The organism is Halomonas sp. SSL-5, from assembly GCF_030708455.1.
GTDB lineage: Bacteria > Pseudomonadota > Gammaproteobacteria > Pseudomonadales > Halomonadaceae > Halomonas.
This window is the reverse complement of record NZ_JAUYWF010000009.1, coordinates 95,088-120,181: the sequence shown is the minus strand read 5'-3', so window position 1 is coordinate 120,181 and position 25,094 is coordinate 95,088. Positions and strand designations below refer to the sequence as shown.

Annotated in this window: 24 protein-coding genes; 13 read left to right on the top strand and 11 right to left on the bottom strand. The window is 68.5% G+C overall.

The window, feature by feature from the left end; all coding sequences use genetic code 11:
- Window positions 1-83: 83 nt before the first annotated feature.
- From RAN53_RS12045 to coaBC, 3 genes are read right to left on the bottom strand one after another with little or no spacing between them, the layout of a single operon-like run.
- Window positions 84-1,478 carry a phosphomannomutase/phosphoglucomutase gene (locus tag RAN53_RS12045; RefSeq protein ID WP_305797059.1) on the bottom strand — a complete coding sequence of 465 codons (1,395 nt, stop codon included), beginning with the start codon at window positions 1,476-1,478 and terminating at the stop codon, window positions 84-86.
- A 38-nt stretch (window positions 1,479-1,516) separates the two neighbouring features.
- Window positions 1,517-2,014 (bottom strand): dUTP diphosphatase, encoded by a 498-nt coding sequence (gene dut, locus RAN53_RS12040; RefSeq protein WP_305797058.1) that lies wholly within the window; start codon window positions 2,012-2,014, stop codon window positions 1,517-1,519.
- 42 nt (window positions 2,015-2,056) lie between these two features.
- Window positions 2,057-3,373, bottom strand: a complete 1,317-nt coding sequence (coaBC, locus tag RAN53_RS12035) for a bifunctional phosphopantothenoylcysteine decarboxylase/phosphopantothenate--cysteine ligase CoaBC (RefSeq protein WP_305797057.1) — start codon at window positions 3,371-3,373, stop codon at window positions 2,057-2,059.
- A 121-nt stretch (window positions 3,374-3,494) separates the two neighbouring features.
- Here coaBC and radC point away from each other — a divergent pair, with 121 nt between their 5' ends.
- The 10 genes from radC (at window position 3,495) to RAN53_RS11985 (ending at window position 12,346) form a co-directional block, all read left to right on the top strand.
- Window positions 3,495-4,169 carry a RadC family protein gene (gene radC, locus RAN53_RS12030; protein ID WP_305797056.1) on the top strand — a complete coding sequence of 225 codons (675 nt, stop codon included), beginning with the start codon at window positions 3,495-3,497 and terminating at the stop codon, window positions 4,167-4,169.
- A 455-nt stretch (window positions 4,170-4,624) separates the two neighbouring features.
- On the top strand, window positions 4,625-4,861 hold the full coding sequence (rpmB, locus tag RAN53_RS12025) for a 50S ribosomal protein L28 (RefSeq protein ID WP_213312076.1): 237 nt from the start codon (window positions 4,625-4,627) through the stop codon (window positions 4,859-4,861).
- A 43-nt stretch (window positions 4,862-4,904) separates the two neighbouring features.
- Entirely contained in the window at window positions 4,905-5,060 is a 156-nt protein-coding gene (gene rpmG / locus RAN53_RS12020) for a 50S ribosomal protein L33 (protein WP_021819788.1), read from the top strand.
- A 103-nt stretch (window positions 5,061-5,163) separates the two neighbouring features.
- Window positions 5,164-5,994 carry a bifunctional DNA-formamidopyrimidine glycosylase/DNA-(apurinic or apyrimidinic site) lyase gene (gene mutM / locus RAN53_RS12015; RefSeq protein ID WP_305797055.1) on the top strand — a complete coding sequence of 277 codons (831 nt, stop codon included), beginning with the start codon at window positions 5,164-5,166 and terminating at the stop codon, window positions 5,992-5,994.
- 16 nt (window positions 5,995-6,010) lie between these two features.
- Window positions 6,011-7,204 carry a class I SAM-dependent rRNA methyltransferase gene (locus tag RAN53_RS12010; protein WP_305797054.1) on the top strand — a complete coding sequence of 398 codons (1,194 nt, stop codon included), beginning with the start codon at window positions 6,011-6,013 and terminating at the stop codon, window positions 7,202-7,204.
- Window position 7,205: 1 nt separating this feature from the next.
- Window positions 7,206-7,523, top strand: a complete 318-nt coding sequence (locus RAN53_RS12005; protein ID WP_305797053.1) for a DUF2007 domain-containing protein — start codon at window positions 7,206-7,208, stop codon at window positions 7,521-7,523.
- A 33-nt stretch (window positions 7,524-7,556) separates the two neighbouring features.
- Window positions 7,557-7,991 (top strand): acyl-CoA thioesterase, encoded by a 435-nt coding sequence (locus tag RAN53_RS12000; RefSeq protein ID WP_305797052.1) that lies wholly within the window; start codon window positions 7,557-7,559, stop codon window positions 7,989-7,991.
- Window positions 7,992-8,092: 101 nt separating this feature from the next.
- A complete protein-coding gene (trpS, locus tag RAN53_RS11995) occupies window positions 8,093-9,118 on the top strand; it encodes a tryptophan--tRNA ligase (protein WP_305797051.1) in 1,026 nt (341 codons plus the stop codon).
- 186 nt (window positions 9,119-9,304) lie between these two features.
- Window positions 9,305-10,513: a YeeE/YedE family protein gene (locus RAN53_RS11990; protein ID WP_305797050.1), complete on the top strand. Its 1,209-nt coding sequence runs from the start codon at window positions 9,305-9,307 to the stop codon at window positions 10,511-10,513.
- Between the two features lie 153 nt (window positions 10,514-10,666).
- Window positions 10,667-12,346, top strand: a complete 1,680-nt coding sequence (locus RAN53_RS11985) for an NAD-dependent malic enzyme (RefSeq protein WP_305797049.1) — start codon at window positions 10,667-10,669, stop codon at window positions 12,344-12,346.
- Between the two features lie 258 nt (window positions 12,347-12,604).
- Here the strand turns inward: RAN53_RS11985 and acnA are convergent, their stop codons facing one another.
- Window positions 12,605-15,349, bottom strand: coding sequence for an aconitate hydratase AcnA (gene acnA / locus RAN53_RS11980; protein WP_305797048.1), 2,745 nt, complete (start codon window positions 15,347-15,349; stop codon window positions 12,605-12,607).
- A 207-nt stretch (window positions 15,350-15,556) separates the two neighbouring features.
- Between acnA and RAN53_RS11975 the strand changes: the two genes are divergently transcribed.
- Together RAN53_RS11975 and trxB are read left to right on the top strand one after the other, a co-directional pair.
- Window positions 15,557-15,766, top strand: coding sequence for a CPXCG motif-containing cysteine-rich protein (locus tag RAN53_RS11975; RefSeq protein ID WP_305797047.1), 210 nt, complete (start codon window positions 15,557-15,559; stop codon window positions 15,764-15,766).
- 73 nt (window positions 15,767-15,839) lie between these two features.
- Window positions 15,840-16,790 carry a thioredoxin-disulfide reductase gene (gene trxB / locus RAN53_RS11970; RefSeq protein ID WP_305797046.1) on the top strand — a complete coding sequence of 317 codons (951 nt, stop codon included), beginning with the start codon at window positions 15,840-15,842 and terminating at the stop codon, window positions 16,788-16,790.
- A gap of 218 nt (window positions 16,791-17,008) precedes the next feature.
- Here the strand turns inward: trxB and RAN53_RS11965 are convergent, their stop codons facing one another.
- The gene (locus tag RAN53_RS11965; RefSeq protein ID WP_305797045.1) at window positions 17,009-17,254 is read right to left on the bottom strand and encodes a SlyX family protein; all 246 of its coding nucleotides are present in this window, start codon (window positions 17,252-17,254) and stop codon (window positions 17,009-17,011) included.
- A gap of 107 nt (window positions 17,255-17,361) precedes the next feature.
- Here RAN53_RS11965 and RAN53_RS11960 point away from each other — a divergent pair, with 107 nt between their 5' ends.
- The gene (locus RAN53_RS11960) at window positions 17,362-17,826 is read left to right on the top strand and encodes a cold-shock protein (protein WP_305797044.1); all 465 of its coding nucleotides are present in this window, start codon (window positions 17,362-17,364) and stop codon (window positions 17,824-17,826) included.
- A 108-nt stretch (window positions 17,827-17,934) separates the two neighbouring features.
- Here RAN53_RS11960 and RAN53_RS11955 read toward each other — a convergent pair whose 3' ends face one another.
- The 6 genes from RAN53_RS11955 to RAN53_RS11930 all read right to left on the bottom strand — a co-directional run bounded on the left by RAN53_RS11955 (window position 17,935) and on the right by RAN53_RS11930 (window position 25,091).
- A complete protein-coding gene (locus RAN53_RS11955) occupies window positions 17,935-18,336 on the bottom strand; it encodes a hypothetical protein (RefSeq protein ID WP_305797043.1) in 402 nt (133 codons plus the stop codon).
- Window positions 18,337-18,349: 13 nt separating this feature from the next.
- A complete protein-coding gene (dapE, locus tag RAN53_RS11950) occupies window positions 18,350-19,516 on the bottom strand; it encodes a succinyl-diaminopimelate desuccinylase (protein ID WP_305797042.1) in 1,167 nt (388 codons plus the stop codon).
- A complete protein-coding gene (dapD, locus tag RAN53_RS11945) occupies window positions 19,503-20,528 on the bottom strand; it encodes a 2,3,4,5-tetrahydropyridine-2,6-dicarboxylate N-succinyltransferase (RefSeq protein ID WP_305797041.1) in 1,026 nt (341 codons plus the stop codon). The genes dapE and dapD overlap by 14 nt, the downstream gene beginning before the upstream one ends.
- Window positions 20,529-20,582: 54 nt before the next feature.
- The gene (locus tag RAN53_RS11940; RefSeq protein ID WP_305797040.1) at window positions 20,583-20,927 is read right to left on the bottom strand and encodes an arsenate reductase; all 345 of its coding nucleotides are present in this window, start codon (window positions 20,925-20,927) and stop codon (window positions 20,583-20,585) included.
- Entirely contained in the window at window positions 20,927-22,153 is a 1,227-nt protein-coding gene (dapC, locus tag RAN53_RS11935; protein ID WP_305797039.1) for a succinyldiaminopimelate transaminase, read from the bottom strand. Before dapC ends, RAN53_RS11940 begins: the two co-directional genes overlap by 1 nt.
- Window positions 22,154-22,409: 256 nt before the next feature.
- On the bottom strand, window positions 22,410-25,091 hold the full coding sequence (locus RAN53_RS11930; RefSeq protein WP_305797038.1) for a [protein-PII] uridylyltransferase: 2,682 nt from the start codon (window positions 25,089-25,091) through the stop codon (window positions 22,410-22,412).
- Between the last annotated feature and the right edge of the window lie 3 nt (window positions 25,092-25,094).

The window sequence follows — 25,094 nt, the reverse complement described above, 5'->3', positions numbered from 1 at the left end:
TTCCCTTCTCTTGCTCGTGGCCGCCGCCTCGGCGGTGGCGTTTTACCTTGAGGTGTCATGGCGGCACCAAAGGCTCCGGAGGATCAGAGCGCCACGTCCAGCTCGGGCGCGACCTTCCCCAGGGCGTCGGCGAAGCGCGCCTTGATGCGCTCGAGTGCCGCCTCGTCCTTGCCCTCGAAGCGCAGCACCAGCACCGGCGTGGTGTTGGAGGCGCGGCACAGGCCCCAGCCGTCGGGGTAGTCGACGCGGATGCCGTCCAGGGTGGTCTTCACCCCCTCCTCGCCGAAGTCGCCCTCCCGGGCCAGGTGCGCCACCAGGTCGAACTTGGTCTCGTCGGTGACGGTGATGTTGATCTCCGGGGTGCCCTTGTCCTGGGGGTAGCGGTCGAAGAAGGCGTCGGCGTCCTCCTCCTGGCGGGAGAGGATCTCCAGCAGGCGGGCGGCGCCGTAGAGGCCATCGTCGAAGCCGTACCAGCGCTCCTTGAAGAAGATATGCCCGCTCATCTCGCCGGCAAGCTGCGCGCCGGTCTCCTTCATGCGCGCCTTGATCAGGGAGTGGCCGGTGCGCCACATCTCGGGCTCGCCGCCGGCCTCATCGATCACCCGCGCCAGGTTGCCGGTGCACTTGACGTCGAAGATTACCCTGGCCCCCGGGTTGCGCTCGAGCATGTCCTCGGCGAAGGCCATCATCAGGTGGTCCGGGTAGATCATTCGGCCGGCGGGGGTGATCACGCCCAGGCGGTCGCCGTCGCCATCGAAGGCCAGGCCGATATCGGCGCCACTCTCCTGCACCACGCGGATCAGGTCCACCAGGTTCTCGGGCTTGCCCGGGTCCGGGTGGTGGTTGGGGAAGGTGCCGTCGATCTCGGCAAACAGCGGCAGCGTCTCGACGCCGAGCTTCTCGATAAGCTTCGGGCCCAGTTCGCCGGCCACGCCGTTGCCGCAGTCCACCACCGCCTTCAGCGGGCGGGCCAGTCGCACGTCGGCCAGGATGCGCGCCAGGTAGGCATCGCGCACGTCGACCTCGCGCACGCTGCCCTGGCCCTCGGTCAGATCTCCCGTGGCGATGCGGGTGTGCAGGGCGGTGATCGCCTCGCCGGAGAGGGTCTCGCCTCCTAGCACGATCTTGAAGCCGTTGTAGTCCGGCGGGTTGTGGCTGCCGGTGACCATCACCCCCGAGGCGGTGCCGTCCAGGGCATGGGTGGCGAAGTAGAGCACCGGAGTGGGCACCATGCCGACGTCGATGACGTCGCGGCCGGCGGCGGTCAGGCCCCGCACCAGGGCGCCCTTGAGTCGTTCGCCGGAGAGCCGGCCGTCGCGGGCCACCACCACGGTGGACTCGCCGCGGACGGCGGCCTCGCTGCCGATGGCACGGCCGATCGCCTCGACGGCGGGCTCGGTGAGGGTGTCGTCGACGATGCCGCGGATATCGTAGGCGCGGAAGATGGAGGCGGGAACGGTCTGGGTGTCGGCTGTCATGGGTGTCCTTGTCCTGTGAGTCGCGTCGGGGCGGGATGTCAGTGGCGGCCGGAGCTGCCGAAGCCGCCGGTGCCACGCTGGCCGCTGCCACGCTGGTCGCTGCCACGCGGAGTGGTGTCGAAGTCGTCGACCACCTCGAGTTCGGCCTGCACCACCGGCACCAGCACGTATTGGGCCAGGCGCTCGAAGGGCTCGAGGGTGAAGTCGGCCTGGCCGCGGTTCCAGACCGAGATCATCAGCTCGCCCTGGTAGTCCGAGTCGATCAGCCCCACCAGGTTGCCGAGCACGATGCCATGCTTGTGGCCCAGCCCCGAGCGGGGCAGGACCAGGCCGGCGAGGCCCGGGTCGGCGATATGGATGGCCAGGCCCGTGCGCACCAGTTCGCACTGGCCCGGGGCCAGGGTCAGGGGCGCGTCGAGCAGGGCGCGCAGGTCCATGCCGGCGGAGCCCTGGGTGGCATAATGCGGCAGGTGGTCGCGCAGGCGCTCGTCTAGGAGCTTCACGGCCAGGCGTGGCTTGGCATCGGGTCGGGGCATCGGTGGTTCCTGATTGTTCGTCGGGGTGTGCTGCCGCTGAACTCAGCGGGCGGTGCGCTCGGCCAGGCAGGCCAGGGCGCGCCGCATCACCGCCCGGGCCATCTCGCGCTTGGGCTGCGGGGCGAGATTCTCCTGCTCCTCGCCCGCGGTGCCACGCCACAGCAGCAGGGCGGCGTTATGGTCGCTGCCGAAGCCGAGGCCCTCGCGAGAGACGTCGTTGGCGACGATCATGTCGAGCCCCTTGCGGGCGAGCTTGTCCCGGGCATAGGCCGCGACGTCGCGGGTCTCGGCGGCGAAGCCGACCACCAGCGGTCGCTGCGGCGCCGGCAGTGCGGCCACCGAGGCGATGATGTCGGGGTTCTTGACCAGGCGCAGCGTCATGCCGTCCTCGCCGTCGACCTTCTTGATCTTGTGCTCCGCGGCCGTCTCGGCGCGGTAGTCGGCCACCGCGGCGCAGCCGATGAAGAGGTCGCTCTGCGGGGCGAGCCGCATGGCGGCCTCATGCATCTCGAGCGCCGTCTCCACCTCGATCCGTTCCACGCCTGCCGGGCAGGGCAGGGCGACCGGGCCGCTGATCAGCTTGACCCGGGCGCCCAGCGCCGCGGCGGCCTCGGCCAGGGCGTAGCCCATCTTGCCGGAGCTGTGGTTGGAGAGGTAGCGCACCGGGTCCAGCGGCTCCCGGGTGGGGCCGGCGGTGATGGTGGCGGTCAGCCCGGCGGCCTCGAGGGAGGCGCTCGTCGCCGGCGCGGCGTCGGGCGCCTTGGTCGAAGCGGTGTCGGACGTCTTGACGGGCGCGGCGTCGGGTGCCGACGAGAGCAGCGCGGCCAGTATCGCCTCGGGCTCCAGCATGCGCCCGGGCCCGGTATCGCCGCAGGCCTGGTCGCCGCTGTCGGGCCCCAGCAGGCGCCAGCCGTCCGCGGCGAGGCGCGCGGCATTGCGCTGTGTCGCCGGGTGGCGCCACATGGCCTGATTCATCGCCGGCGCCATGACCTTCTCGGCGTCGCTGGCCAGGCACAGGGTGGTGAGCAGGTCGTCGGCCATGCCGGTGGCCAGGCGCGCCATCAGGTCGGCGGTGGCCGGGGCGATGAGGATGGTGTCGGCCCACTTCGCCAGCTCGATATGTCCCATCCCGGCCTCGGCCTCGGGGTCGAGCAGCGAGGTGCGCACCGGCTCGCCGGTGAGCGCCTGCAGGGTCAGCGGGGTAATGAAGGCCTGGGCGCCCTGGGTCATGACGACGCGCACCTCGCAGCCCGCCTGCTTGAGCAGGCGGGCGAGCAGGGCGCTCTTGTAGGCGGCGATGCCGGCGCTGATGCCGAGCAGCACGCGTCGGCCTGTGGTGGGTCCGGATGGCGATGACATGGGTGTATCCCGGGGCGCTGTGGTCAGCCGCCTACCTTACCACCGGCGCCTGACCTTGCGTAGCCGGTGGCTTGCCTGCGAGTGGCTACACTGAGGTCAGGCTGACGGGAGGGGAGGGAGTATGTCGATCCGGGACTGGCCCGAGGGGGAGCGCCCCCGGGAGAAGCTGCTGGCGCTGGGGGCGGAGGTGCTCTCGGATGCGGAGCTGCTGGCGATCTTCCTGCGGGTGGGCGTGCAGGGCCGTTCGGCGGTGGACCTGGCGCGTGATCTGCTGCTGGAGTTCGGTGGCTTGCGTCAGTTACTGGAGGCCAGTCGCGAACGCTTCTGTGCGGCGCGGGGCATGGGCGATGCCAAGTTCGTGCAGCTCCAGGCGACCCTCGAGCTGTCGCGGCGTCACCTGGCCAGCCAGCTGGCCCGAGGCGAGGCGCTCACCTCGCCGACCCTGGTGCGTGCCTACCTGGCCAGCCAGCTGCGCCACCTCGGCCACGAGGAGTTCGCCGCCCTCTTCCTGGATACCCAGCACCGGGTGATCCGCTACGAGTCGCTGTTCCGCGGCACCCTGGACAGCGCCTCGGTGTACCCTCGGGAGGTGGCGCGGCGCGCCCTGGAACTCGGCGCCGGGGCGCTGATCCTCGCCCACAACCACCCTTCGGGGGTGGCCGAGCCCAGTGACGCCGACCGGCGCATCACCGAGCGCCTGCGCGAGGCCCTGGGGCTGTTCGAGATCCGCGTGCTCGATCACTTCGTGGTGGGGGATGGCGAGGTCGTCTCCTTCGCCGAACGCGGGTGGCTGTAGCGAAAGGCGCCGGGGACAGGTCGTAGAGGGGGTCCGAGGACCAGGGAAGGCTGAGGTAGCGTACAGGGACGTATTTACAGCGCCCCATCGACGGTCCGGCGCTCCGGGGCCTGTCGCCGGAACAGCCTTGAGCGCCCCAGCTAGACCGCCGAAACGATCCGAAGCATGACGCGGGGCGCGACTTCCTCTATAATGCCGCCTCGGCTGCGCCTGGCCCCGGAGAATCGGGGCCGCCTGCCAAGCGCCTGCCCTCCGTCAGTCGCCTTTCGCGTCGCACTCGCCGTCGCGGGGCATGTCATGCCCTTGCGCTCCGGGCTTGTCCGGCGAGGCGGTCTCTGGTATAAAGTGCAGCCTTTGAATTCCCTTGGGTCAAATGTCACGGGATCTCCCGGTTTGCCCGACAGGTTTTGAACACAACAGGTGATTGAACACCTGGCCAGTGGTTGGAGGCTCCCATGTCCAAAGTATGTCAGGTTACCGGCAAGCGCCCGGTGACTGGTAACAACGTTTCACACTCCCAGCGCAAGACTCGCCGCCGGTTCCTGCCGAACCTGCACTCCCACCGTTTCTGGGTGGAGTCCGAGAACCGCTTCGTCAAGCTGCGCGTCTCTTCCAAGGGCATGCGCATCATCGACAAGAAGGGTATCGAGGCGGTGCTCGGCGATATCCGCAAGCGCGGCGAAGCCGTCTAAGCGATTCGCTTTCCAGCGATTCATTCAAGGGGAGTAAGCAGTCATGCGTGACAAGATCAGAATGGTGTCCAGTGCCGGTACCGGCCATTTCTACACCACCGACAAGAACAAGCGGAACACTCCGGACAAGCTGGAGATGAAGAAGTTTGATCCGGTCGTCCGTAAGCACGTGATGTACAAGGAAGCCAAGATCAAGTAAGCCTTGATCCGCTTCTGCAGGTGTTCAAGCCTGTTGATCTGAACCCGGCTGACCCCTCAGCCGGGTTCAGGCGTTTCTGAGGCCGCCGCAGAGACCGCCGTCGATGCCCGAACTCCCCGAAGTCGAGACCACCCGCCGCGGCATCGCCCCCCATATCGAGGGGCGCGAGATCACTGAGGCGATCGTGCGCCAGCCGCGCCTGCGCGTGCCGGTGCCTGGCGACCTGGCCGAACGGCTGGTGGGCGCCCGCATCGGTACCCTGGCCCGGCGTGCCAAGTACCTGCTGCTGCCCCTCTCCGGGGGAGACGCCGCCGAGGGCACCCTGCTGTGGCATCTGGGCATGTCCGGCAGCCTGCGCATCGCGCGCCTCGGCGAGCTGCCGAAGAAGCACGACCACCTCGACCTGGTGCTCGATGGCGGCGCGATCCTGCGCTACCACGATCCGCGCCGCTTCGGCTTCGTCGACTGGCTCGACGGCAGCATCGAGCGCGACCCGCGCCTGGCCCGGCTGGGCCCCGAGCCGCTCTCGGCGGCCTTCGACGGCGAGCGGCTCTACCGGCTCTCCCGGGGGCGGCGCGTGGCGGTCAAGCCCTTCCTGATGGACAACGCCGTGGTAGTGGGGGTGGGCAATATCTACGCCTCCGAGGCGCTGTTCATGGCCGGCATCGATCCGCGGCGCGCCGCGGGACGCATTTCGGCCGAGCGCTATGCTCGCCTGGCCGCCGCCGCGAAGGAGGTGCTGGCCGCCGCCATTACCCAGGGCGGCACCACCCTGCGTGACTTCGTCGGTGGCACCGGCGAGCCCGGCTACTTCAAGCAGCGGCTCAATGTCTACGGCCGCCACGGCGAGCCCTGCCGCCGCTGCGGCGCCGAGCTGCGCCTTATTACCCTCGGGCAACGGGCCAGCGTCTACTGCCCGCACTGCCAGACCTGATTCCCCGGAGAGACCCATGACCCTGTCCTCGCTACGCCTGAAGAAGAACGCCGATCGCCGCCTCAAGGCCGGCCACCTGTGGCTCTACTCCAACGAGATCGACATCGGTGCCACCCCGCTCAAGGGCCTGGAAGTCGGCCAGCAGGTGGTGGTGGAGGCCGACAATGGCAAGGCCATGGGCGTGGCCTACGTCAATCCCAACTCGCTGATTTGTGCGCGGCTGGTCTCCCGGGATCCCAAGCAGGGCCTCGACCGCTCGCTGCTGGTGCACCGCCTCAACCAGGCCCTGGCGTTGCGTCAGCGGCTGTTCGCCGCCCCCTATTACCGACTGGTCCACGGCGAGGGCGACCTGCTGCCGGGCCTGGTGATCGACCGTTTCGGCGACACCCTGGTGGTGCAGCTCAATACCGCCGGCATGCAGGCGGTGCTGCCCGAGCTGCTCGATGCCCTGGACAAGGTGCTCTCGCCCACCACTGTGGTGCTGCGCAACGATACCTCGGGGCGCCGCCAGGAGGGCCTCGAGCGCGGCGTTGAGGTGGTCAAGGGGGAGGTGAGTGACCCCGTGCTGCTGGAGGAGAACGGCGTGCGCTTCGCCGCCCCGGTACTCGACGGCCAGAAGACCGGCTGGTTCTATGACCACCGGGTCAACCGCGCCTGGCTCAACCAGTTCGTGGCCGGCAAGCGGGTACTGGATCTATTCAGCTATGTGGGCGGCTGGGGCGTGCAGGCCGCGGCCCACGGCGCCAGCGAGGTGCTCTGCGTGGATGCCTCCGCCCCGGCGCTCGAGCGCGTCGCCGAGAATGCCGCGCTCAACGGCCTCCACGAGCGGGTGTCGGTAGGCGAGGGCGATGCCTTCGAGGCCCTGGCGGCCCTCAAGGCGGAGGGAGAGCAGTTCGACGTGGTGATCCTCGACCCGCCCGCCTTCATCAAGAAGCGCAAGGATATCCCCAATGGCGAGCGTGCCTACGGCAAGCTCAACCGCGAGGCGATGCGCCTGCTCGGGCGCGACGGCCTGCTGCTCTCCGCGTCCTGCTCCATGCACCTGGCGCCGGAGCGCCTGGTGGACGTGGTGCGGGGTGCGGTGCGTCATCAGGACCGCCAGGGCCAGATCCTCTTCCAGGGCCACCAGGGGCCGGATCACCCGGTGCATCCGGCGATTCCCGAGACCAGCTACCTCAAGGCGCTGGGCGTGCGGGTCTTCCGGGACTGATATGGCGGGCGAGGGGGTGCGGGTCTTCGCCCACAGCAATGCGCTGCTGGTCAGCCATGTGCGCAACCTGCTCGAGGCGGCGGGGATCCCGGCCCAGCTGCGCAACATGACCCTGGGTGGTGGCGCCGGCGAGCTGCCGCTGGGGGAGTGCGAGCCCGAGGTGTGGGTAATGCCCCACAACCGCGAGCGGGCCGAGACGCTGATCCGCCAGGCCCTGGCCGGGGAGGGCGAGGCGCCGGCCTGGCGCTGCCCCGGCTGCGGCGAATCGCTGGAGGGCGTGTTCGAGGCCTGCTGGAACTGTGGGGCGCCTCGTCCCTGAGCCTCGCCCCCCCCGATACCCGAGGAGTCTTCAATGGAGTGGGAGCTGCCCGAGCCCTTCGTCATCGAACTCGTCGTCGAGCCCGCGGCCATCGACGAGTATGACCATGTCAACAACGCCGAGTACCTGCGCTGGATCGAGCGGGTGAGCTGGGCCCACTCCGACGCCCTGGGGCTCACCCTGGCGCGCTACCGGGAGCTGGATCGCGGCATGGCGGTACATCGCCACGAGCTGGACTACCTGGCCCCGGCCTTCGCCGGCGACCGTCTGGCCATGGCCACCTGGATCATCGACGATGACAGCCGCCTGACCCTGACCCGCCGCTTTCAGCTGATCCGCCCCGCCGACGGTCGCACCCTGCTGCGGGCCCGTACCCGCTTCGCCTGCATCGAGCTGTCGAGCGGCCGCCCGCGGCGCCTGCCCGAGGAGTATCGGCGCATCTACGGTGAGGCCGCCGTCGCCGAGTGATCCCTCGGCGGATAGCCGCAGTAGCCCTGACCCCGGTCGCCTTGACGGGGTGCGCGCGTTACCATAGCGGCCATTTACGAACCGCAGAGTCCGCCTACCCCATGAGTGCAGCATCCGAGAAGACCCGCGTTCTGACCGGCATCACCACCACCGGTACCCCCCACCTGGGCAACTACGTCGGCGCCATCAAGCCCGCCATCGAGGCGAGCCAGGATCCCAACGTGCAGTCCTACTACTTCCTCGCCGACCTGCATGCGCTGATCAAGTGCCAGGACCCGCGGCGGGTGCAGGAGTCGCGCCTGGAGATCGCCGCCACCTGGCTGGCGCTGGGCCTGGATACCGACAACGCCATCTTCTACCGCCAGTCGGACATCCCCGAGATCCCCGAGCTGACCTGGATGCTCTCCTGCGTCTGCGCCAAGGGGCTGATGAACCGCGCCCACGCCTACAAGGCGTCGGTGGCGGAGAACGAGGCCGCCGGCAACCAGGACCCCGACAAGGGCATCACCATGGGGCTGTTCGGCTACCCGGTGCTGATGGCCGCGGATATCCTGATGTTCAATGCCAACAAGGTGCCGGTGGGACGCGACCAGATCCAGCATATCGAGATGGCCCGCGACATGGCCGGGCGCTTCAACCACCTCTACAAGGGGCAGTACTTCTCCCTGCCCGAGGCGGCGGTGGACGAGAAGGTGGAGGTGCTGGGCGGCCTGGACGGGCGCAAGATGTCCAAGAGCTACAACAACACCATCCCGCTGTTCGTCTCCGAGAAGAAGCTGCTGAAGCTGGTGCGCAAGATCAAGACCAACTCCCTGGAGCCCGGCGAGCCCAAGGACCCCGACACCTGCACCCTGTTCCAGATCTTCTCCGCCTTCGCCAGCGCCGAGGAGACCGCGGCCATGCGCGACGAGTACGCCAACGGCATCGGCTGGGGCGAGGCCAAGAATCGTGTCTTCGAATACCTCGATGAGCACCTGCGCGAGCCTCGCGAGCGCTACCAGGCGCTGCTGGAAGATCCGGGGCATATCGAGCAGGTGCTGCTGAAGGGGGCCGAGCGTGCCCGTGCCGAGGCCGCCCCGCTGATGGATCGCCTGCGCCAGGCCGCGGGGCTGGGCCGCTTCGTCTGAGGCGACGCCCTGCCGATCGTGGTGGCGGGCGCCTTCGGGCGCCCGCTGGCGTTGGCGGCCGGGGGGATTGCTTATTCATTTTTGGAATCAATTCTTTCGTTTAAATGCTTTTACGTGCTTTTTCGGGATCGTTACCATGGCCGGTCACCCGGGCTCCCCGCCCTGACGACTTCGAGAGAGCACGCCATGAGTGAACTCGCCCTGACGCAACGACCCCGCCTCTCCCTGCCGCTGCTGGCCGCCGCCGGCCTGGTCGCCGCCGCCCTGGTGGTCGGCAGCGTTTTCGGCATCCGCCTCGGTGCCCTGATGCTGGTCGGCGGCCTGCTGGGCATGGTCCTCTACCATGCCGCCTTCGGTTTCACCGCCGCCTGGCGGGTCTTCATCACCGAGCGCCGCGGCCGCGGCCTGCGCGCCCAGATGGTGATGCTGGCCATCGCGGTGCTGCTGTTCTTCCCGGCGCTGGGTGCCGGCAGCCTGTTCGGCCAGCCGGTCTATGGCTACGTGTCGCCGATCGGCGTCTCGGTAGTGTTCGGTGCCTTCCTGTTCGGCATCGGCATGCAACTGGGCGGCGGTTGCGCCTCCGGCACCCTGTTCACCGCCGGCGGCGGCAACGCGCGCATGCTGATCACCCTGGCGTTCTTCATCGTCGGCTCGCTGATCGGCACCGCCCACTTCAGCTGGTGGCAGAGCCTGCCGGCCTTCCAGCCGGTGTCGCTGGTCAACGAGTTCGGCGCCGGTGGCGGTATCGTCGTGAGCCTGGCGCTGTTCGCCGTCATCGCCGCCTTCACCGTGCTGATGGAGAGGCGCCGCCATGGCCAGTTGGAGCGGGCCCCGACCATCGACGCCGGCAACCGGCGCTGGCTCACCGGCCCCTGGCCGCTGCTGTTTGGCGCCGTGGCCCTGGCGCTGCTGAACTTCGCCACCCTGGCCCTGGCCGGCCGACCCTGGGGCATCACGTCGGCCTTCGCGCTGTGGGGCGCCAAGGGCTTCGAGGCGCTGGGCGGCGACGTCAGCCAGTGGGGCTACTGGCAGGCGAGCTGGAATGCCTCCGCCCTGGAGGCCAGCGTATGGAGCGACATCACCACGGTGATGAACGTCGGCATCATGGTCGGCGCCCTGGTGGCGGCGTCCCTGGCCGGCAAGTTTGCCCCCAACTTCCGTATCCCGGCGCGCTCGGTGCTGGCGGCGGTGATCGGCGGCATCATGCTCGGCTATGGTGCCCGCCTGGCCTTCGGCTGCAATATCGGCGCCTACTTCGGCGGCATCGCCTCCGGCAGCCTGCACGGCTGGGTGTGGCTGGTGGCGGCCTTCGCCGGCAACATGCTCGGGGTCAGGCTGCGGCCCTTCTTCTTCACCGGAGAGGCGGCGCTCAAGCCGGCCGCCAAGGGCTGCTGAGCCCGGTCGGTGCTCCGAGATTGTCCCGTGATTGCCCCGTGAAGCGCGCCCCGGCCTCGGCCGGGGCGCGGTCGTTTCGGGCATGGTAGAGTATTCGGGAAGGCGCCGGCAGAGCGCCCACGGCCCGTTCCCGTCAACCGATCGAGAGTCGAGATGACCACCCAATCCAAGCGTCCCCTGTATATCCCCTATGCCGGCCCGCCGCTGCTGGAGATGCCGCTGCTCAACAAGGGCAGCGCCTTCAGCCACGAGGAGCGCATCGAGTTCAATCTGATCGGCCTGCTGCCGCAGTGCGTGGAGACCATCGAGGAGCAGCTGGAGCGGGCCTACCGCCAGTACCGCCAGTGTCAGACCGACCTCGACAAGCACATCTACCTGCGCGCCATCCAGGATGATAACGAGACCCTCTACTACCGATTGGTCTCGGAGCATCTCGAGGAGATGCTGCCGATCATCTATACGCCCACGGTGGGCAAGGCGTGTCAGGAGTTCTCGAACATCTATCGCAATCACCGCGGCCTGTTCATCAACTACGGCGACCGCGACCGCATGGATGACATCCTGCGCTCCTCCACCAAGGATAACGTCAAGGTGATCGTGGTCACCGACGGCGAGCGCATCCTGGGCCTCGGCGACCAGGGCATCGGCGGCATGGGCATTCCCATCGGCAAGCTGGCGCTGTATACCGCCTGTGGCGGCATCAGCCCGGCCTACACCCAGCCGATCATGCTCGACGTGGGCACCAACAACCAGGCGCTGCTCGACGACCCCATGTACATGGGGTGGCGTCATCCGCGCATCTCCCAGGAGGAGTACGACGCCTTCATCGCCGAGTTCATCGCCGCCGTGAAGCGGCGCTGGCCCAGGGTGCTGCTGCAGTTCGAGGACTTCGCTCAGGCCAACGCCGTGCCGCTGCTCACGCGCTACCGCGACGAGCTGTGCTGCTTCAACGACGACGTCCAGGGCACCGCCTCGGTGGTGGTGGGCACCCTGATGGCGGCCTGCCAGGCGCGTGGTGAGGGCATCGCCCAGCAGCGCGTGGTGTTCGTGGGCGCCGGTTCCGCCGGCTGCGGCATCGCCGAGCAGGTGGTGGTGGCCATGCAGGCCGAGGGCCTCACCGACCGCGAGGCCCGCGCCCGTATCTACATGGTCGACCGCGAGGGGCTGGTCACCGACGACCAGGAGTGGCTGCGCGACTTCCAGAGCCGCCTGGCCCACGAGGCGGCGCTCACCGAGGGCTGGAGCGGGCAGGAACTGGTAGAAACGGTCCATCGGGTCAGGCCCACGGTGCTGATCGGCGTTTGCGGGCGACCGGGAATCTTCACCGAGGAGGTGGTGCGTACCATGCATGCCGGCTGCGAGACGCCGGTGATCATGCCGCTCTCCAATCCCACTTCCCAGGCCGAGGCGCTGCCCGAAGACGTGATTCGCTGGACCGACGGTGCGGCGCTGGTCGCCACCGGCAGCCCCTTCCCGCCGGTGGAGCATGAGGGACGCGTCATCCCCATCGCCCAGTGCAACAACGCCTATATCTTCCCCGGCATCGGCCTGGGGGTGGTGGCCTCGGGCGCGCGGCGGGTGACCGACGACATGCTGATGTCCGCCTCCCGGGCGCTGGCCCGCGAGGCGCCCATCGTCAAGGCGGGCGAGGGGGCGCTGCTGCCGCCGCTCGCCAAGATCCGCGAGCTCTCCAAGGCCATCGCCTTCGACGTGGCCGGCCAGGCCCAGGGCGAGGGCGTGGCGCTGAAGACCAATGGCATCAAGCTGCGCGAGGCCATCGAGCGCAACAGCTGGACGCCGGAGTACAGGCGTTATCGTCGCCGCTCCTTCTGATAGTGCACTGATTCATTACTGCGCTCGATATCCTGGCCGCCGGCGGTGCTCGCAATCCTCATTGAGCGGCCTGCCAACTCCGGTTGCTCTGCTCCGGCGGCGGCCAGCCTATCTTCGCTCGTGACATGAATCAGAAGCACTATCCCAGTTAATCGATAAAGGCCCCGCCGGCTGAATGAACCGTCCAACTATTGGGGGTCAGTTCAAACCGGCGGGGCCTTTTGCTTGGGCGATGGGGGGGCGGTTTACGCCGTCCTGTCAGGCCGACCCGATCATCTTGCGCAGCACGTAGTGCAGGATGCCGCCGTGGCGGTAGTACTCGAGCTCGTTGGCGGTGTCGATGCGGCACAGCGCGTCGAGCTTCTTCTCGCCCTTGTCGCTCTTGACGGTGACCTTCACCTGGCCGCCCGGGGTGAGCTCACCGAGCCCTTCGATGGAGACCTGCTCGTCGCCGGTGAGGCCCAGCGACTGGCGGCTCTCGCCCTCGGGGAACTGCAGCGGCACCACCCCCATGCCGATCAGGTTGGAGCGGTGGATGCGCTCGTAGGACTCTGCCAGCACCGCCCGCACCCCGAGAAGGCGGGTGCCCTTGGCGGCCCAGTCGCGGGAGGAGCCGGTGCCGTACTCCTTGCCGGCCACCACCACCAGCGGCGTGCCCTCCTGCTGGTAGCGCATGGCGGCGTCGTAGATCGCCATCTGCTCGCCGGAGGGCACGTGGCGGGTCTCGCCGCCGACCACGCCGTCGAGCATCTCGTTCTTGATGCGCACGTTGGCGAAGGTGCCGCGCATCATGATCTCATGGTTGCCGCGGCGGGAGCCGTAGGAGTTGAAGTCCACCGGCTTGACCCCGCGCTCCTGCAGGTAGCGACCGGCGGGGCTGTCGGGCTTGATGGCGCCGGCCGGCGAGATATGGTCGGTGGTCACCGAATCGCCCAGCATGGCCAGGATGCGTGCCTCCTTGACGTCCTCGATGGCGTCGGGCTCGCGCCCCATGCCCTCGAAGAAGGGCGGGTGCTGGATGTAGGTCGAGTCGTCGGACCACTGGTAGACCTTGCTCCGCGGCACCTCGATGGCCTTCCAGACCTCGTCGCCGTCGAACACCTCGGCGTACTCCTTGCGGAACATCTCGGTGTTGACCTGCTCCACGGCCTCGGCGATCTCCGCCTGGCTCGGCCAGATGTCCTTGAGGTAGACCGGTTCGCCATCCTTGCCGGTACCCAGGGGCTCGCGAGTCAGGTCGAGCTGGACGTTGCCGGCCAGCGCATAGGCGACCACCAGCGGCGGGGAGGCCAGCCAGTTGGTCTTGACCAGCGGGTGCACTCGGCCCTCGAAGTTGCGGTTGCCGGAGAGTACCGAGGCCACGGTGAGGTCGGCCTTGTCGATGGCCTTCTCGATGGGCTCGGCCAGGGGGCCGGAGTTGCCGATGCAGGTGGTGCAGCCGTAGCCCACCAGGTTGAAGCCCAGGGCATTGAGGTCATCCTGCACGCCGCCGGCGGCCAGGTACTCGGTGACCACCTTGGAGCCCGGTGCGAGCGAGGTCTTCACCCACGGCTTGGTGGAGAGTCCCTTCTCGCGGGCCTTGCGGGCCAGCAGGCCGGCGGCCATCATCACGCTGGGGTTGGAGGTGTTGGTGCAGGAGGTGATGGCGGCGATGACCACGGCCCCCGGGTCGAGCCGGAAGGCCTCGCCGTCGAGATCGACGTCCTGGCTGTCGTGGTGTTCGTAGCTCTCCTCGACGCCCACGGCGGTCTGGCCGCCCTCGGACATCAGCTTGCCCTTCTCGGTGGAGGAGAGCGGCTTGCCATCGTCCTCCATGACCTTGGCGAAGGTCGACTTCATGTCCTTGAGCGCCACTCGGTCCTGGGGCCGCTTGGGGCCGGCCAGGCTGGCCTCGACCTCGGTCATGTCCAGCGCCAGGGTGTCGCTGAACACCGGCTCGTCGCCGGGCTCGCGCCACAGTCCCTGGGCCTTGCTGTAGGACTCCACCAGCGCCAGCTGGGCGTCGTCGCGGCCGGTGAGGCGCATGTAGGTCAGGGTCTCGTCGTCCACCGGGAAGAAGCCGCAGGTGGCGCCGTACTCCGGGGCCATGTTGGCGATGGTGGCGCGGTCGGCCAGCGGCAGGTCCTTGAGACCGTCGCCGTAGAACTCGACGAACTTGCCCACCACGCCATGGTTGCGCAGCATCTGGGTCACGGTGAGCACCAGGTCGGTGGCGGTGATCCCCTCGCGCAGCTTGCCGGTAAGCTTGAAGCCCACCACCTCGGGGATCAGCATGGAGACCGGCTGGCCGAGCATGGCCGCCTCGGCCTCGATGCCGCCCACGCCCCAGCCGAGCACGCCCAGGCCGTTGATCATGGTGGTATGAGAGTCGGTGCCCACCAGGGTGTCCGGGTAGGCCAGGGTCCTGCCGTCCTCGTCCTTCGTCCACACCGTCTTGCCCAGGTACTCGAGGTTGACCTGGTGGCAGATGCCGGTGCCGGGCGGCACCACGCGAAAGTTGTCGAAGGCCTGCTGGCCCCAGCGCAGGAACTCGTAGCGCTCGTGGTTGCGCTCCATCTCGATGGCCACGTTGTCCTTGAACGCCGTGGGGTTGCCGAACTTGTCCACCATCACCGAGTGGTCGATGACCAGGTCCACCGGCGACAGCGGGTTGATGCGCGCAGGGTCCTCTCCCAGGCTCTCCACGGCGGCACGCATGGAGGCGAGATCGACTACCCCGGGCACCCCGGTGAAGTCCTGCATCAGTACACGAGCCGGGCGATAGCCGATCTCGCGGTCGGAGCGGCCCTTCTTCTGCCAGTCGACCAGCGCCTGCATGTCCTGGCGGGAGACGCTCTCGTCATCGGCGAAGCGCAGCTGATTCTCCAGCAGGATCTTGAGGGTCTTGGGCAGGCGGTCGATGCTTCCCAGCGCCTCGGCGGCCTTCGGCAGGCTGTAGTAGTGATAGGTGTTACCCGAGGCCTCGAGGGTCTGCAGGGTGTCGGGAATGGAATCGGTGCTCATCGAAGTCCTCCTCGTCGCGGAGAGTGAACGAACCTTCCTGGTACGCTTGAGAGTACATGGTCATGATAGGCGGGCTTTTCAACCGCTGCCCGGGAGGCGCTTGAAATGCCCCGGGCCCGGCGCCATGTCACCACCCATGCGTCCGTGCTGCCGAGCCGGCAGGATGGCACCAGTCCATGACAGGCCGAGGATGGTCGGGGAGTTCCCATGCATGAAGAGTCGCTTATCCCGCGACGAGTGCGTTGCCCCTACTGCGATGCGCCCTTCGATCTGCTGCTGGATGTCTCCCAGGGCAGCCAGTTCACCTGGGAGGATTGTCACGTCTGCTGCGCGCCGATCCAGGTGCGTATCGATGCCGACCCCGGCGATCCCGAGTCGCTGACGGTGATCCTGGGCCGCGATGACGAGGTGCTCTAGCCGGCCGCGGAGAGGCGCCGCGGCTGCTACAATGGCGCCCCCTTTCTGAACGCTACAGCCACGAGGTTTTCCCATGAGCGATGCGCGTCACGAACGCCTGATCATTCTCGGCTCCGGCCCGGCGGGCTACACCGCCGCGGTCTATGCTGCCCGCGCCAACCTCAAGCCGTTGCTGATCACCGGCATCCAGGCGGGCGGTCAGCTGACCACCACCACCGACGTGGATAACTGGCCCGGCGACGATGCCGGCGTGCAGGGTCCCGAGCTGATGGAGCGCATGCAGCGCCACGCCGAGCGCTTCGACACCGAGGTGCTGTTCGATCACATCAATGAGGTCGAGCTGCGTGAGAAGCCCTATACCCTGAAGGGTGATAGCGGCACCTATACCTGTGACGCCCTGATCATCGCCACCGGCGCCAGCGCCCGCTACCTGGGCCTGCCCTCCGAGCAGGCGTTCATGGGCCAGGGCGTGTCGGCCTGCGCGACCTGCGATGGCTTCTTCTACCGCAACCAGCAGGTGGTCGTGGTGGGCGGCGGCAACACCGCCGTGGAGGAGGCGCTCTACCTGGCCAACATCGCCTCCAAGGTGACCCTGGTGCACCGTCGCGACAGCCTGCGCTCGGAGAAGATCCTCCAGGACAAGCTCTTTCAGAAAGCTGAGGAGGGCAAGGTGGTGCTGGAGTGGAACCACACCCTGGACGAGGTGCTGGGCGACAACACCGGGGTAACCGGCGTGCGCCTCAAGTCCACCGAGAGCGGCGAGACGAAGGAGATTGCCGCGCCGGGCGTGTTCATCGCCATCGGCCATAGCCCCAACACCGGCATCTTCGAGGGGCAGCTGGAAATGAGCGGGGGTTATATCCGGGTCAAGTCGGGCCTCGACGGCAACGCCACCGCTACCAGCGTGCCGGGCGTGTTTGCCGCCGGCGATGTCATGGATCATGTCTACCGCCAGGCGATCACCTCTGCTGGCAGCGGCTGCATGGCCGCCCTGGACGCCGAGCGCTACCTGGACGAGGTGTAACGGCGGCGAGTGCCGAGCGTGACGTGGCCTCGCTGCCTAATGTGGCATGAGGTCGCGGCTTACCCGGCGACAGGCCTGTACGGGGGCGCTGTAAACCCCTCCCTGGGCGCTACCGACGCCATCCCTGGCGTAGGACCCCCTGCCAGGCCTGTCCCCGGCGCCGCTCGCCTAGGTGCCGCCGCTTATCGTCCCTTGCTCCTTACCCCTTGAAGCTGGGGTCAATAGTGCGGCGGCAGCTCGTCCTCGGGGCGAGGTTGCGCCGCGTCACCCTCCTGCAGCGCCCGCTGCTGCTCGCGGATCTTCTGCTGCATCAGTGCATTGATGCGCTCCAGCCTGGTCAGGCGCGTCTCCTGGGCGGCGACGGCCTGGTCCAGGGTGTCCAGCCAGTGCTCCTGATAGGCGATACGGCTCTCCAGCGCCTCCAGGCGCTCGTTCAGGGCGTCGGACGCCTGTGTCTTGCTCATGCTAGAATCCTGTCGCTGTGTGTCACCGTTCACCTTGGCACCTTCCCGTGGTTGTTAACACTGGTTGTCAACATCGTTCATTACCAACAAGAGAGTCATTCGAGTCCATGAATCGCAAGGTCATGTTTCGCTGTAGTCTGGTCAGCCTGCTGCTCGCCGCCCCGGCGCCGCTGCTGATCGCCCTGTTCATTCATCTGGCCGGCGGCGCCCTGTCGGAGGCGCTGTTCGACAGCCTGCGCATCGGTGGCGTGGCCGTGGTCTATGCCGCCGCGGCGCTGGCGGTCTTCCTGGTGCTGCTGGTCGCCACCCTGGCGGTCAATGCCCTTAGCCCCCAGCTGGTCAACTTGGCCGAGATCGAGAGCGACGACCGCGAGCTCGGCGAGGTGAAGTGGTTCAACGTCAACAAGGGGTACGGTTTCATCACCCGCGACAGCGGCGAGGATGTCTTCGTCCACTTCCGCGCCATCCGCGGCCGCGGCCATCGCACCCTGGCCGAGGGCCAGAAGGTGCGCTATCACGTGGTGGAGAACGAGAAGGGGCTGCAGGCCGACGACGTTACTGTGATCACCTAGCCACTCGGCCGTGCCCGGCGGCGTTCCGTCCGTCGGTGCGGCCTGCGTCACCCCGGCTTTCGTCCGACACGACATCGCCCCGCACTCGCGGGGCGATGTCGTTTGCGGCTACTGGCCGGAGTCGGGCCAGTGGATCTCCTCCTCGCGGCCGTCGGGGAGCACCCGCAGGAAGCGGTCGGGCTCGTCGCCGGGCTGCCAGCCGCCCAGCGAGCAGCGTACCTCGCTTCCCAGGTGCCTGGCGGCGGCGCGGGCGCAGGCCGCGTCGTCGGGCCAGGGGGTCTCCGCGCTGTCGAACCACAGGCTGGCAAAGCCGTCGGCGGCGCGCTCCATCAGCAGCACCGGGATCGCGTGCTCCCCCACAAGGCCGCTGCTGCGCCACTTGCCCTTGCCGACGGGGGTCAGGGGCTCGGCGCCGATGGCCATACCCAGCCACTCGTTCAGCGACGCCATGGGGGCCTTGGCCAGGTAGATCTCGATATCGGGGTAGCGGGTTTCGCTGTCAGCTGTCATGGAAGCCTCAGGGTCAGGCGCTGCCGTTGATGAACAGGTGCTTCATGACCGCCTCGTAGATGCGGCTCAGCTCGTCCAGGTCGGCGGCGCGTATCCGCTCGTTGGCCTGGTGGATGGTGGCGTTGAGGGGCCCGAGCTCCACCACCTGGCTGCCCAGGGTGGCGATGAAGCGCCCATCGGAGGTGCCGCCGCTGGTGGAGAGCTCCGGCGCCTGGCCGGTGACCTCCTCCACGCCGCGCACCGCCGCCTCCACGAGCTCACCCTCGGCGGTGAGGAAGGGCTCGCCGTTGAGGGTCCAGTCCAGCTCATAGTCGAGGCCGTGGGCGTCGAGGATGGCCTCGGTGCGTGCCCGGAGCTCCGCGTGGGTGACCTCGGTCGAGAAGCGGAAGTTGAATACCGCCTCCACCTCGCCGGGGATGACGTTGGTGGCACCGGTGCCCGAGCGGAAGTTCGAGACCTGGAAGCTGGTGGCGGGGAAGAAGTCGTTGCCGGCGTCCCAGTGCTCCTGGGTCAGCGCATCCAGCGCGGGCAGCGCCTGGTGGATGGGGTTCTTCGCCAGGTGAGGATAGGCCACGTGGCCCTGCACGCCCCTGATATGCAGCACGCCGCCCAGCGAGCCGCGGCGGCCGTTCTTGATCACGTCGCCCAGTCGGGACGTGGAGGAGGGCTCGCCGACGATGCAGTAGTCGAGGCGCTCGTGGCGCTCGCGCAGGTGCTCCACCACGGCCCGGGTGCCGTCCATCGCGGGCCCCTCCTCGTCGGAGGTGATCAGGAACCCCAGGCGGCCATGGTGATCGGGGTGGTCCGCCACGAAGCGCTCCACCGCGGTGACCATCGCCGCCAGGCTGCCCTTCATGTCGGCGGCGCCACGGCCCCGCAGCATGCCGTCGTCGTCGATGCAGGGCTCGAAGGGCGGGAAGTCCCAGCGGGTGTGGGGGCCGCTGGGTACCACGTCGGTATGCCCGGCGAAGGCCAGCAGCGGGCCGTGGTGGCCGCGGGTGGCCCAGAAGTTCTCGACGTCGCCGAAGGGCAGGCGTTCGATATGGAAACCGAGCGCCGCGAGGCGCTCGATCATCAACTCCTGACACCCCAGGTCGTCCGGCGTCACCGAGGGGCGCGCCAGCAGGTCGAAGGCGAGCCTCAGGGTGGACGTGAGACCGGCGGGATCAGTTATGGGCATGCAGCGCCTCGTTGAGCGCGATGGCACTCTTGTTGGTCAGGCACTCGATGCGGCCGTTCTGGGAGTTGCGGCGCAGCAGCAGGTCGTCCTGGTTGGCCAGCTCGCGGGCGGCCACGGTCTTGACCTCCTGGCCCTGGTCGTCGAGCAGGGTGATCTTGGCGCCGGCGGTGAGATAGAGGCCCGCCTCCACAGTGCAGCGGTCGCCCAGGGGGATGCCGATGCCGGCATTGGCACCGATCAGGCAGCCCTCGCCGACCTTGATCACGATATTGCCGCCGCCGGAGAGGGTGCCCATGGTGGAGCAGCCGCCGCCGAGGTCCGAGCCCTTGCCGACCATCACGCCGGCGGAGATGCGGCCCTCGATCATGCCCGGCCCCTCGGTGCCGGCGTTGAAGTTGACGAAGCCCTCGTGCATCACCGTGGTGCCCTCGCCCAGGTAGGCACCCAGGCGCACCCGGGCGGTGTCGGCGATGCGCACGCCACTCGGTACCACGTAGTCGGTCATCTTGGGGAACTTGTCGACGCAATCCACGGAGAGCGGGCGGCCCTCCAGTCGTGCCTTGAGGCGGCGAGCGGGCAGCTCCTGGACGTCGATGGCGCCTTCGCTGGTCCAGGCGATATTGCGCAGCAGGCCGAACATGCCGGTGAGGTCGAGGCCGTGGGGCTGGACCAGGCGGTGGGAGAGCAGGTGCAGCTTGAGGTAGACCTCGGGCGCGCCCTGGGGAGGCTGGTCCTCGGCGATGAACATCGCCACCAGCGGGCGTGTCGCGCCGGCGAAGGCCTCGGCCAGTTCCGCCTGCTCGGGGTGGCCGGCGGCCTTGAGGGCGCCGGCCAGCTCGGCGCACTGCTCGGGCAGGAAGCTCACCGCGGCGTTGCCCGCCGGCACGTCCAGCACCCGTTTGACCGCCTCGACCAGGCCGTCGTCGGGATTCAGCAGCGGGGCGGGGTAGTAGATCTCCAGCCAGTCGCCCTGGGTATTCTGGGTGCCGGTTCCGAGTGCAAAGCTCAGCATGTCGAGAGTCCTCGTGGGTCGAGTGTGAATAACGTGGGTCGTGAGAGTCGGGGGTCAGCCCTGGAGGTCATCGTAGTCGCCATCGCGGTAGCCGACGCGGATCTCCTCGCCGGTATCCAGCAGCGGGCGCTTGAGCAGGGTGGGGTGGGCGAGCAGCAGCTCGCGGGCACTGTTGGCGTCCACCTCCCGCTTTTCCTCGTCGGGCAGGTTGCGCCAGGTGGTGCTGCGCTTGTTGAGCGCCGTGAGCACCGGCACCTTGTCGAGGATATGCTCGAGCAGCGGCGCGGAGAGGCCATCCTCGCGCAGGTCATGGAACTGGTAGGGAACCCCGGAGCCATCCATCGCCTTGCGCGCGCGGCGACAGGTGTCGCAGTTCTTGATGCCATACAGGGTGAACATCACAGCCTCCTTTCGATGAGGTCGCGGATGCGGCGTGCCGCCTCGGCGGTGGCCCGGGCCTCGGCCACCAGCGCCAGGCGCACGCGGCCGCGGCCGGGGTTGGTGCCGCGCGTGTCGTCGCGGCCCATCCTGTCGTCGGCAGCGGGACGACCCATATAGGAACCGGGCAGCACGCTGACGTTGGCATGGCGCAGCAGCTCCCGTGTAAAGGCCTCATCGTCGCCGCCGGGTACCGCCGGCCACAGGTAGAAGCTCGCCTCGGGGGCGGGGAAGTCCATCACCGGGGCGAGGATCTCGGTCACCGCGGCGAACTTCTCGCGATAGGCATCGCGGTTGGCGCGGACATGGGCCTCGTCGCTCCAGGCGGCGATCGAGGCCTGCTGCAGCGGCAGCGCCATGGCGCAGCCGTGATAGGTGCGGTAGCGCTTGAAGGGGGCGATCAGGTCGGCGTCGCCGGCCACGAAGCCGGAGCGCAGCCCCGGCAGGTTGGAACGCTTGGAGAGCGAGTGGAACACCAGGCAGCGGCGGTAGTCGTGGCGCCCCAGCGCCGCGCAGGCCTCGAGCAGCCCCGGCGGCGGGGCGGCCTCGTCGAGGTAGAGCTCCGAGTAGCACTCGTCCGAGGCGATGATGAAGTCGTGTTCATCCGCCAGGGCAATGAGTCTCTTGAATTCGTTGAGCGGCGTCACCGCGCCGGTGGGATTGCCCGGCGAGCAGAGGAACAGGATCTGCACCTGGCGCCAGGTGTCGGCGGGCACGGCGTCGAGGTCGGGGCGAAAGCCGTTCTCGGCGCGGCAGTCGAGATAGAGCGGCTCGCCGCCGGCCAGCAGGGTGGCGCCCTCGTAGATCTGGTAGAAGGGGTTGGGCATGGCCACCCTGGCCGGGCGCGTGCGGTCGAGTGCCGCCTGGACGAAGGCGAACAGCGCCTCGCGGGTGCCGTTGACCGGCAGCACCTGGGTCTCGGGGTCGAGCCCGGCGAGACCGAAGCGCCGCGTGGCCCAGTCGCCAATCGCCTCGCGCAGCGCCGGGAGCCCGGCGGTGGCCGGGTAGCGGGCGAAGTCGTCCTGGTGGGCGTGCAGCGCCTCGAGGGCCGCGGCGTAGGGGGCGTGCCGGGGCTCGCCGATGGTCAGCGGGATGTGCGCGAGCTCCTCGGGGGGCGTCACACCGGCCCTGAGGGCGGCCAGCCGCTCGAAGGGGTAGGGCTTGAGGGCGTCGAGATCGGGGTTCATGGGGGTCCAGGCGCGCCTCTGGGCCGTGGCCTCGGGCGTCGTTATGTGGGTCGTTGTCGGAGAAGGGGCTCGATTATAGGGAAGCCCGCAGTAGGCCTCAAACGCGAGGCCATGCACGAGGGGCGCCGGGGACAGGTCGTAGAGGAGGTCCTACGCCAGGGATGGCGTCGGTAGCGTACAGGGAAGTATTCACAGCGCCTCCTCGCAGACCTGTCGACGGATCAGCCCCGAGCACCTCTGCACGTAACTTGCGACCTCAGCCGGAGACATCCAGCACCTCCACCAGGCGCTCGCGCAGCCGTGCCTGGCGCTCGGGGTCGGTGAGGGGCGCCCCGGCCTTGTCGGTGATGAAGAAGACGTCCTCCACCTTCTCGCCGAGGGTGGCGATCTTGGCCGCGGAGAGGGCGATGTCCTGCTCCATGAAGATGCGACCCACCCGGGCCAGCAGGCCGGGGCGGTCGGGCGCGATCAGCTCCAGCAGGGTGCGCTCGTTGGCCGGGTCCTGCTCGATGATCACCTCGGTGGGCACCTTGAAGTGGCGCAGCTGGCGCGGGGTGTGGCGGGTGACGATCTGGGGATAGTCGTCGGGATCGTCGAGCTCCTCCACCAGGTGGGCGCGGATCTCCTCCAGCCGCTCGGGCTCGCGGATCGGGTCGCCATGGTCGTCGAGCACGATGAAGGTGTTCAGCGTCCAGTCGTTGCTGGAGGTGGCGATGCGCGCATCGTGGATGGAGAGGCCGAGCTGGTCCATGGCCGCGGCGGTGGCGGCGAACAGGTCGTCCACCGAGCGGGTGTGGATGAACACCTTGGTGCCGCCTTCCGCCATGCCCTCGGCCGGGGCGCTGAGCAGGATCAGCGGCAGCTGGCTGTCGGCGTGGGCGAGGATGCCCTGGGTCTGCCAGGCGATCTCGCTGGGCGCGTACTGCAGGAAGTAGTCCTCGCCCAGCGACTCCCACAGCCGCCGTACCCGGTCCATGTCGGCGCCCACCGCGGCGAGCAGCGAGAGCGCCTCGTCGCGGGTCTCGTTGACCCAGTCGTTGCGCTCCAGGGGGTTCTCCAGGCCGCGGCGCAGGGCGCGCTTGGTCTCGGTGTGGAGCTGGCGCAGCAGCGAGGCGCGCCAGCCGTTCCACAGCGTGGGGTTGGTGGCGTTGATATCGGCCACGGTCAGCACATAGAGGTAGTCGAGGCGCGTCTCGTCGCCCACCAGGCGGGCGAACTCGGCGATCACGTCGGGGTCGGTGATGTCGCGCTTCTGGGCCACCATGGACATGGTCAGGTGGTGCTCCACCAGCCAGCTCACCAGGCGGGTGTCCCGGGGCGAGAGGCCATGGCGCTCGGCGAAGGCCTCCACGTCGCGGGCGCCGAGCAGCGAGTGGTCGCCGCCGCGCCCCTTGCCGATGTCATGGTAGAGCCCGGCGATCCACAGCAGTTCCAGCTTGGGCAGCTGATGGATGACGTTGGCGGCCACCGGGAAGGTCTCGCGGGCCTCGGGCTTGCGGAAGCCGTGGATGAACTTCAGCAGGCGCAGGGTGTGGGCGTCCACGGTGTAGATATGGAACAGGTCGTGCTGCATCAGCCCCACGGCGCGGCCGAACTCCGGCAGGTACTTGCCCAGCACGCCGTAACGATTCATGCGCCGCAGCTGGCGCGCCACGTTACCACCGGAGCGCAGCAGCTCCATGAACAGGCTCTGGTGGCGCACGTCGTCGCGGTAAAGGCCATCGATCAGGTGGCGATGGTCGCGGATCTGGCGGATGGTGTCGGCCCGCACCCCCTCGATCCTGGGGTGCTCGGCCATCAGCAGGAAGAGTTCGAGCAGCGCCGAGGGGCGGTCGCGGAAGACGGTGCGCGAGCGGGCCTGGATGAAGCCATCCTTGATCTCGAAGCGCTCGTTGAGGGGGGTCACCGGCAGGGCCTCGCCGGCGTGGAGGATCGCCTCGTCGAAGTGCTGCAGCAGCATGTCGTTGAGGCCGGCCAGTGCGGTCACATGGCGATAGTAGCGCTTCATGAACTGCTCGACGGCGAGGCGTTCGGGGCTATCGCGGAAGCCGAACAGCTCGGCGATGGTGCGCTGATGGTCGAACAGCAGGCGGTCCTCGGCACGCTCGGTGAGCATGTGCAGGGCGTAGCGCACCTGCCACAGGAAGGCCTGGCCCTGGCTGAGGATGCGCAGCTCCGGATCGTTCATGAAACCCGTGGCGACCAGGTCCTCGTAGCGCTCGCTGCCGAAGTGCCGCTTGGCCACCCAGCCGATCATCTGGATATCGCGCAACCCACCGGGGGCACTCTTGATGTTGGGCTCCAGGTGGTACTCGGAGTTGTTGTGTCGGTAGTGGCGGTTGATCTGTTCCTGCCACTTGGCCTCGAAGAAGCGGTCTGCCGGCCACACGCGCTCCGGGGCCAGGCGTGCCTTCATCGCCTCGCGCAGGGGCTCGGGGCCGGCGATGGTGCGGCTCTCCAGCAGGTTGGTGATCACCGTGACATCGGCGCCGGCCTCGCGCTCGCAGTCGGCCAGCGAGCGCACGCTGTGGCCGATCTCCAGGCCGATGTCCCACAGGAAGGTGATGAAGGCGGTCAGTGCCTCCCGGTAGGGGGTGTCGTCGTCCTGCTCGAGCAGCAGCAGCAGGTCGACGTCGGAGTGGGGGTGCAGCTCGCCGCGGCCGTAGCCGCCCACGGCGAGCAGGGCCACGCCCTCGTCGGGCCAGGCGTGCTGCTCCCAGGCCACCGCCAACAGCCGGTCCAGGCACCAGGCGCGGCCGTGGACCAGGTCGCGGATATCGGCCCCGGCGCGGAAACGCTCGTCGAGGCGCGCCTGGATCTCGCGCAGTGCCGCCTTGAAGGGGGCGATCGGCGAGCGGCTGCCCGAGAGCTCCTCGCGAAAGCCGTCGACGTCGAACAGTGTCTCGTCCGGCGTGAAGCGGTAGTGGTGGAGCAGCATCGG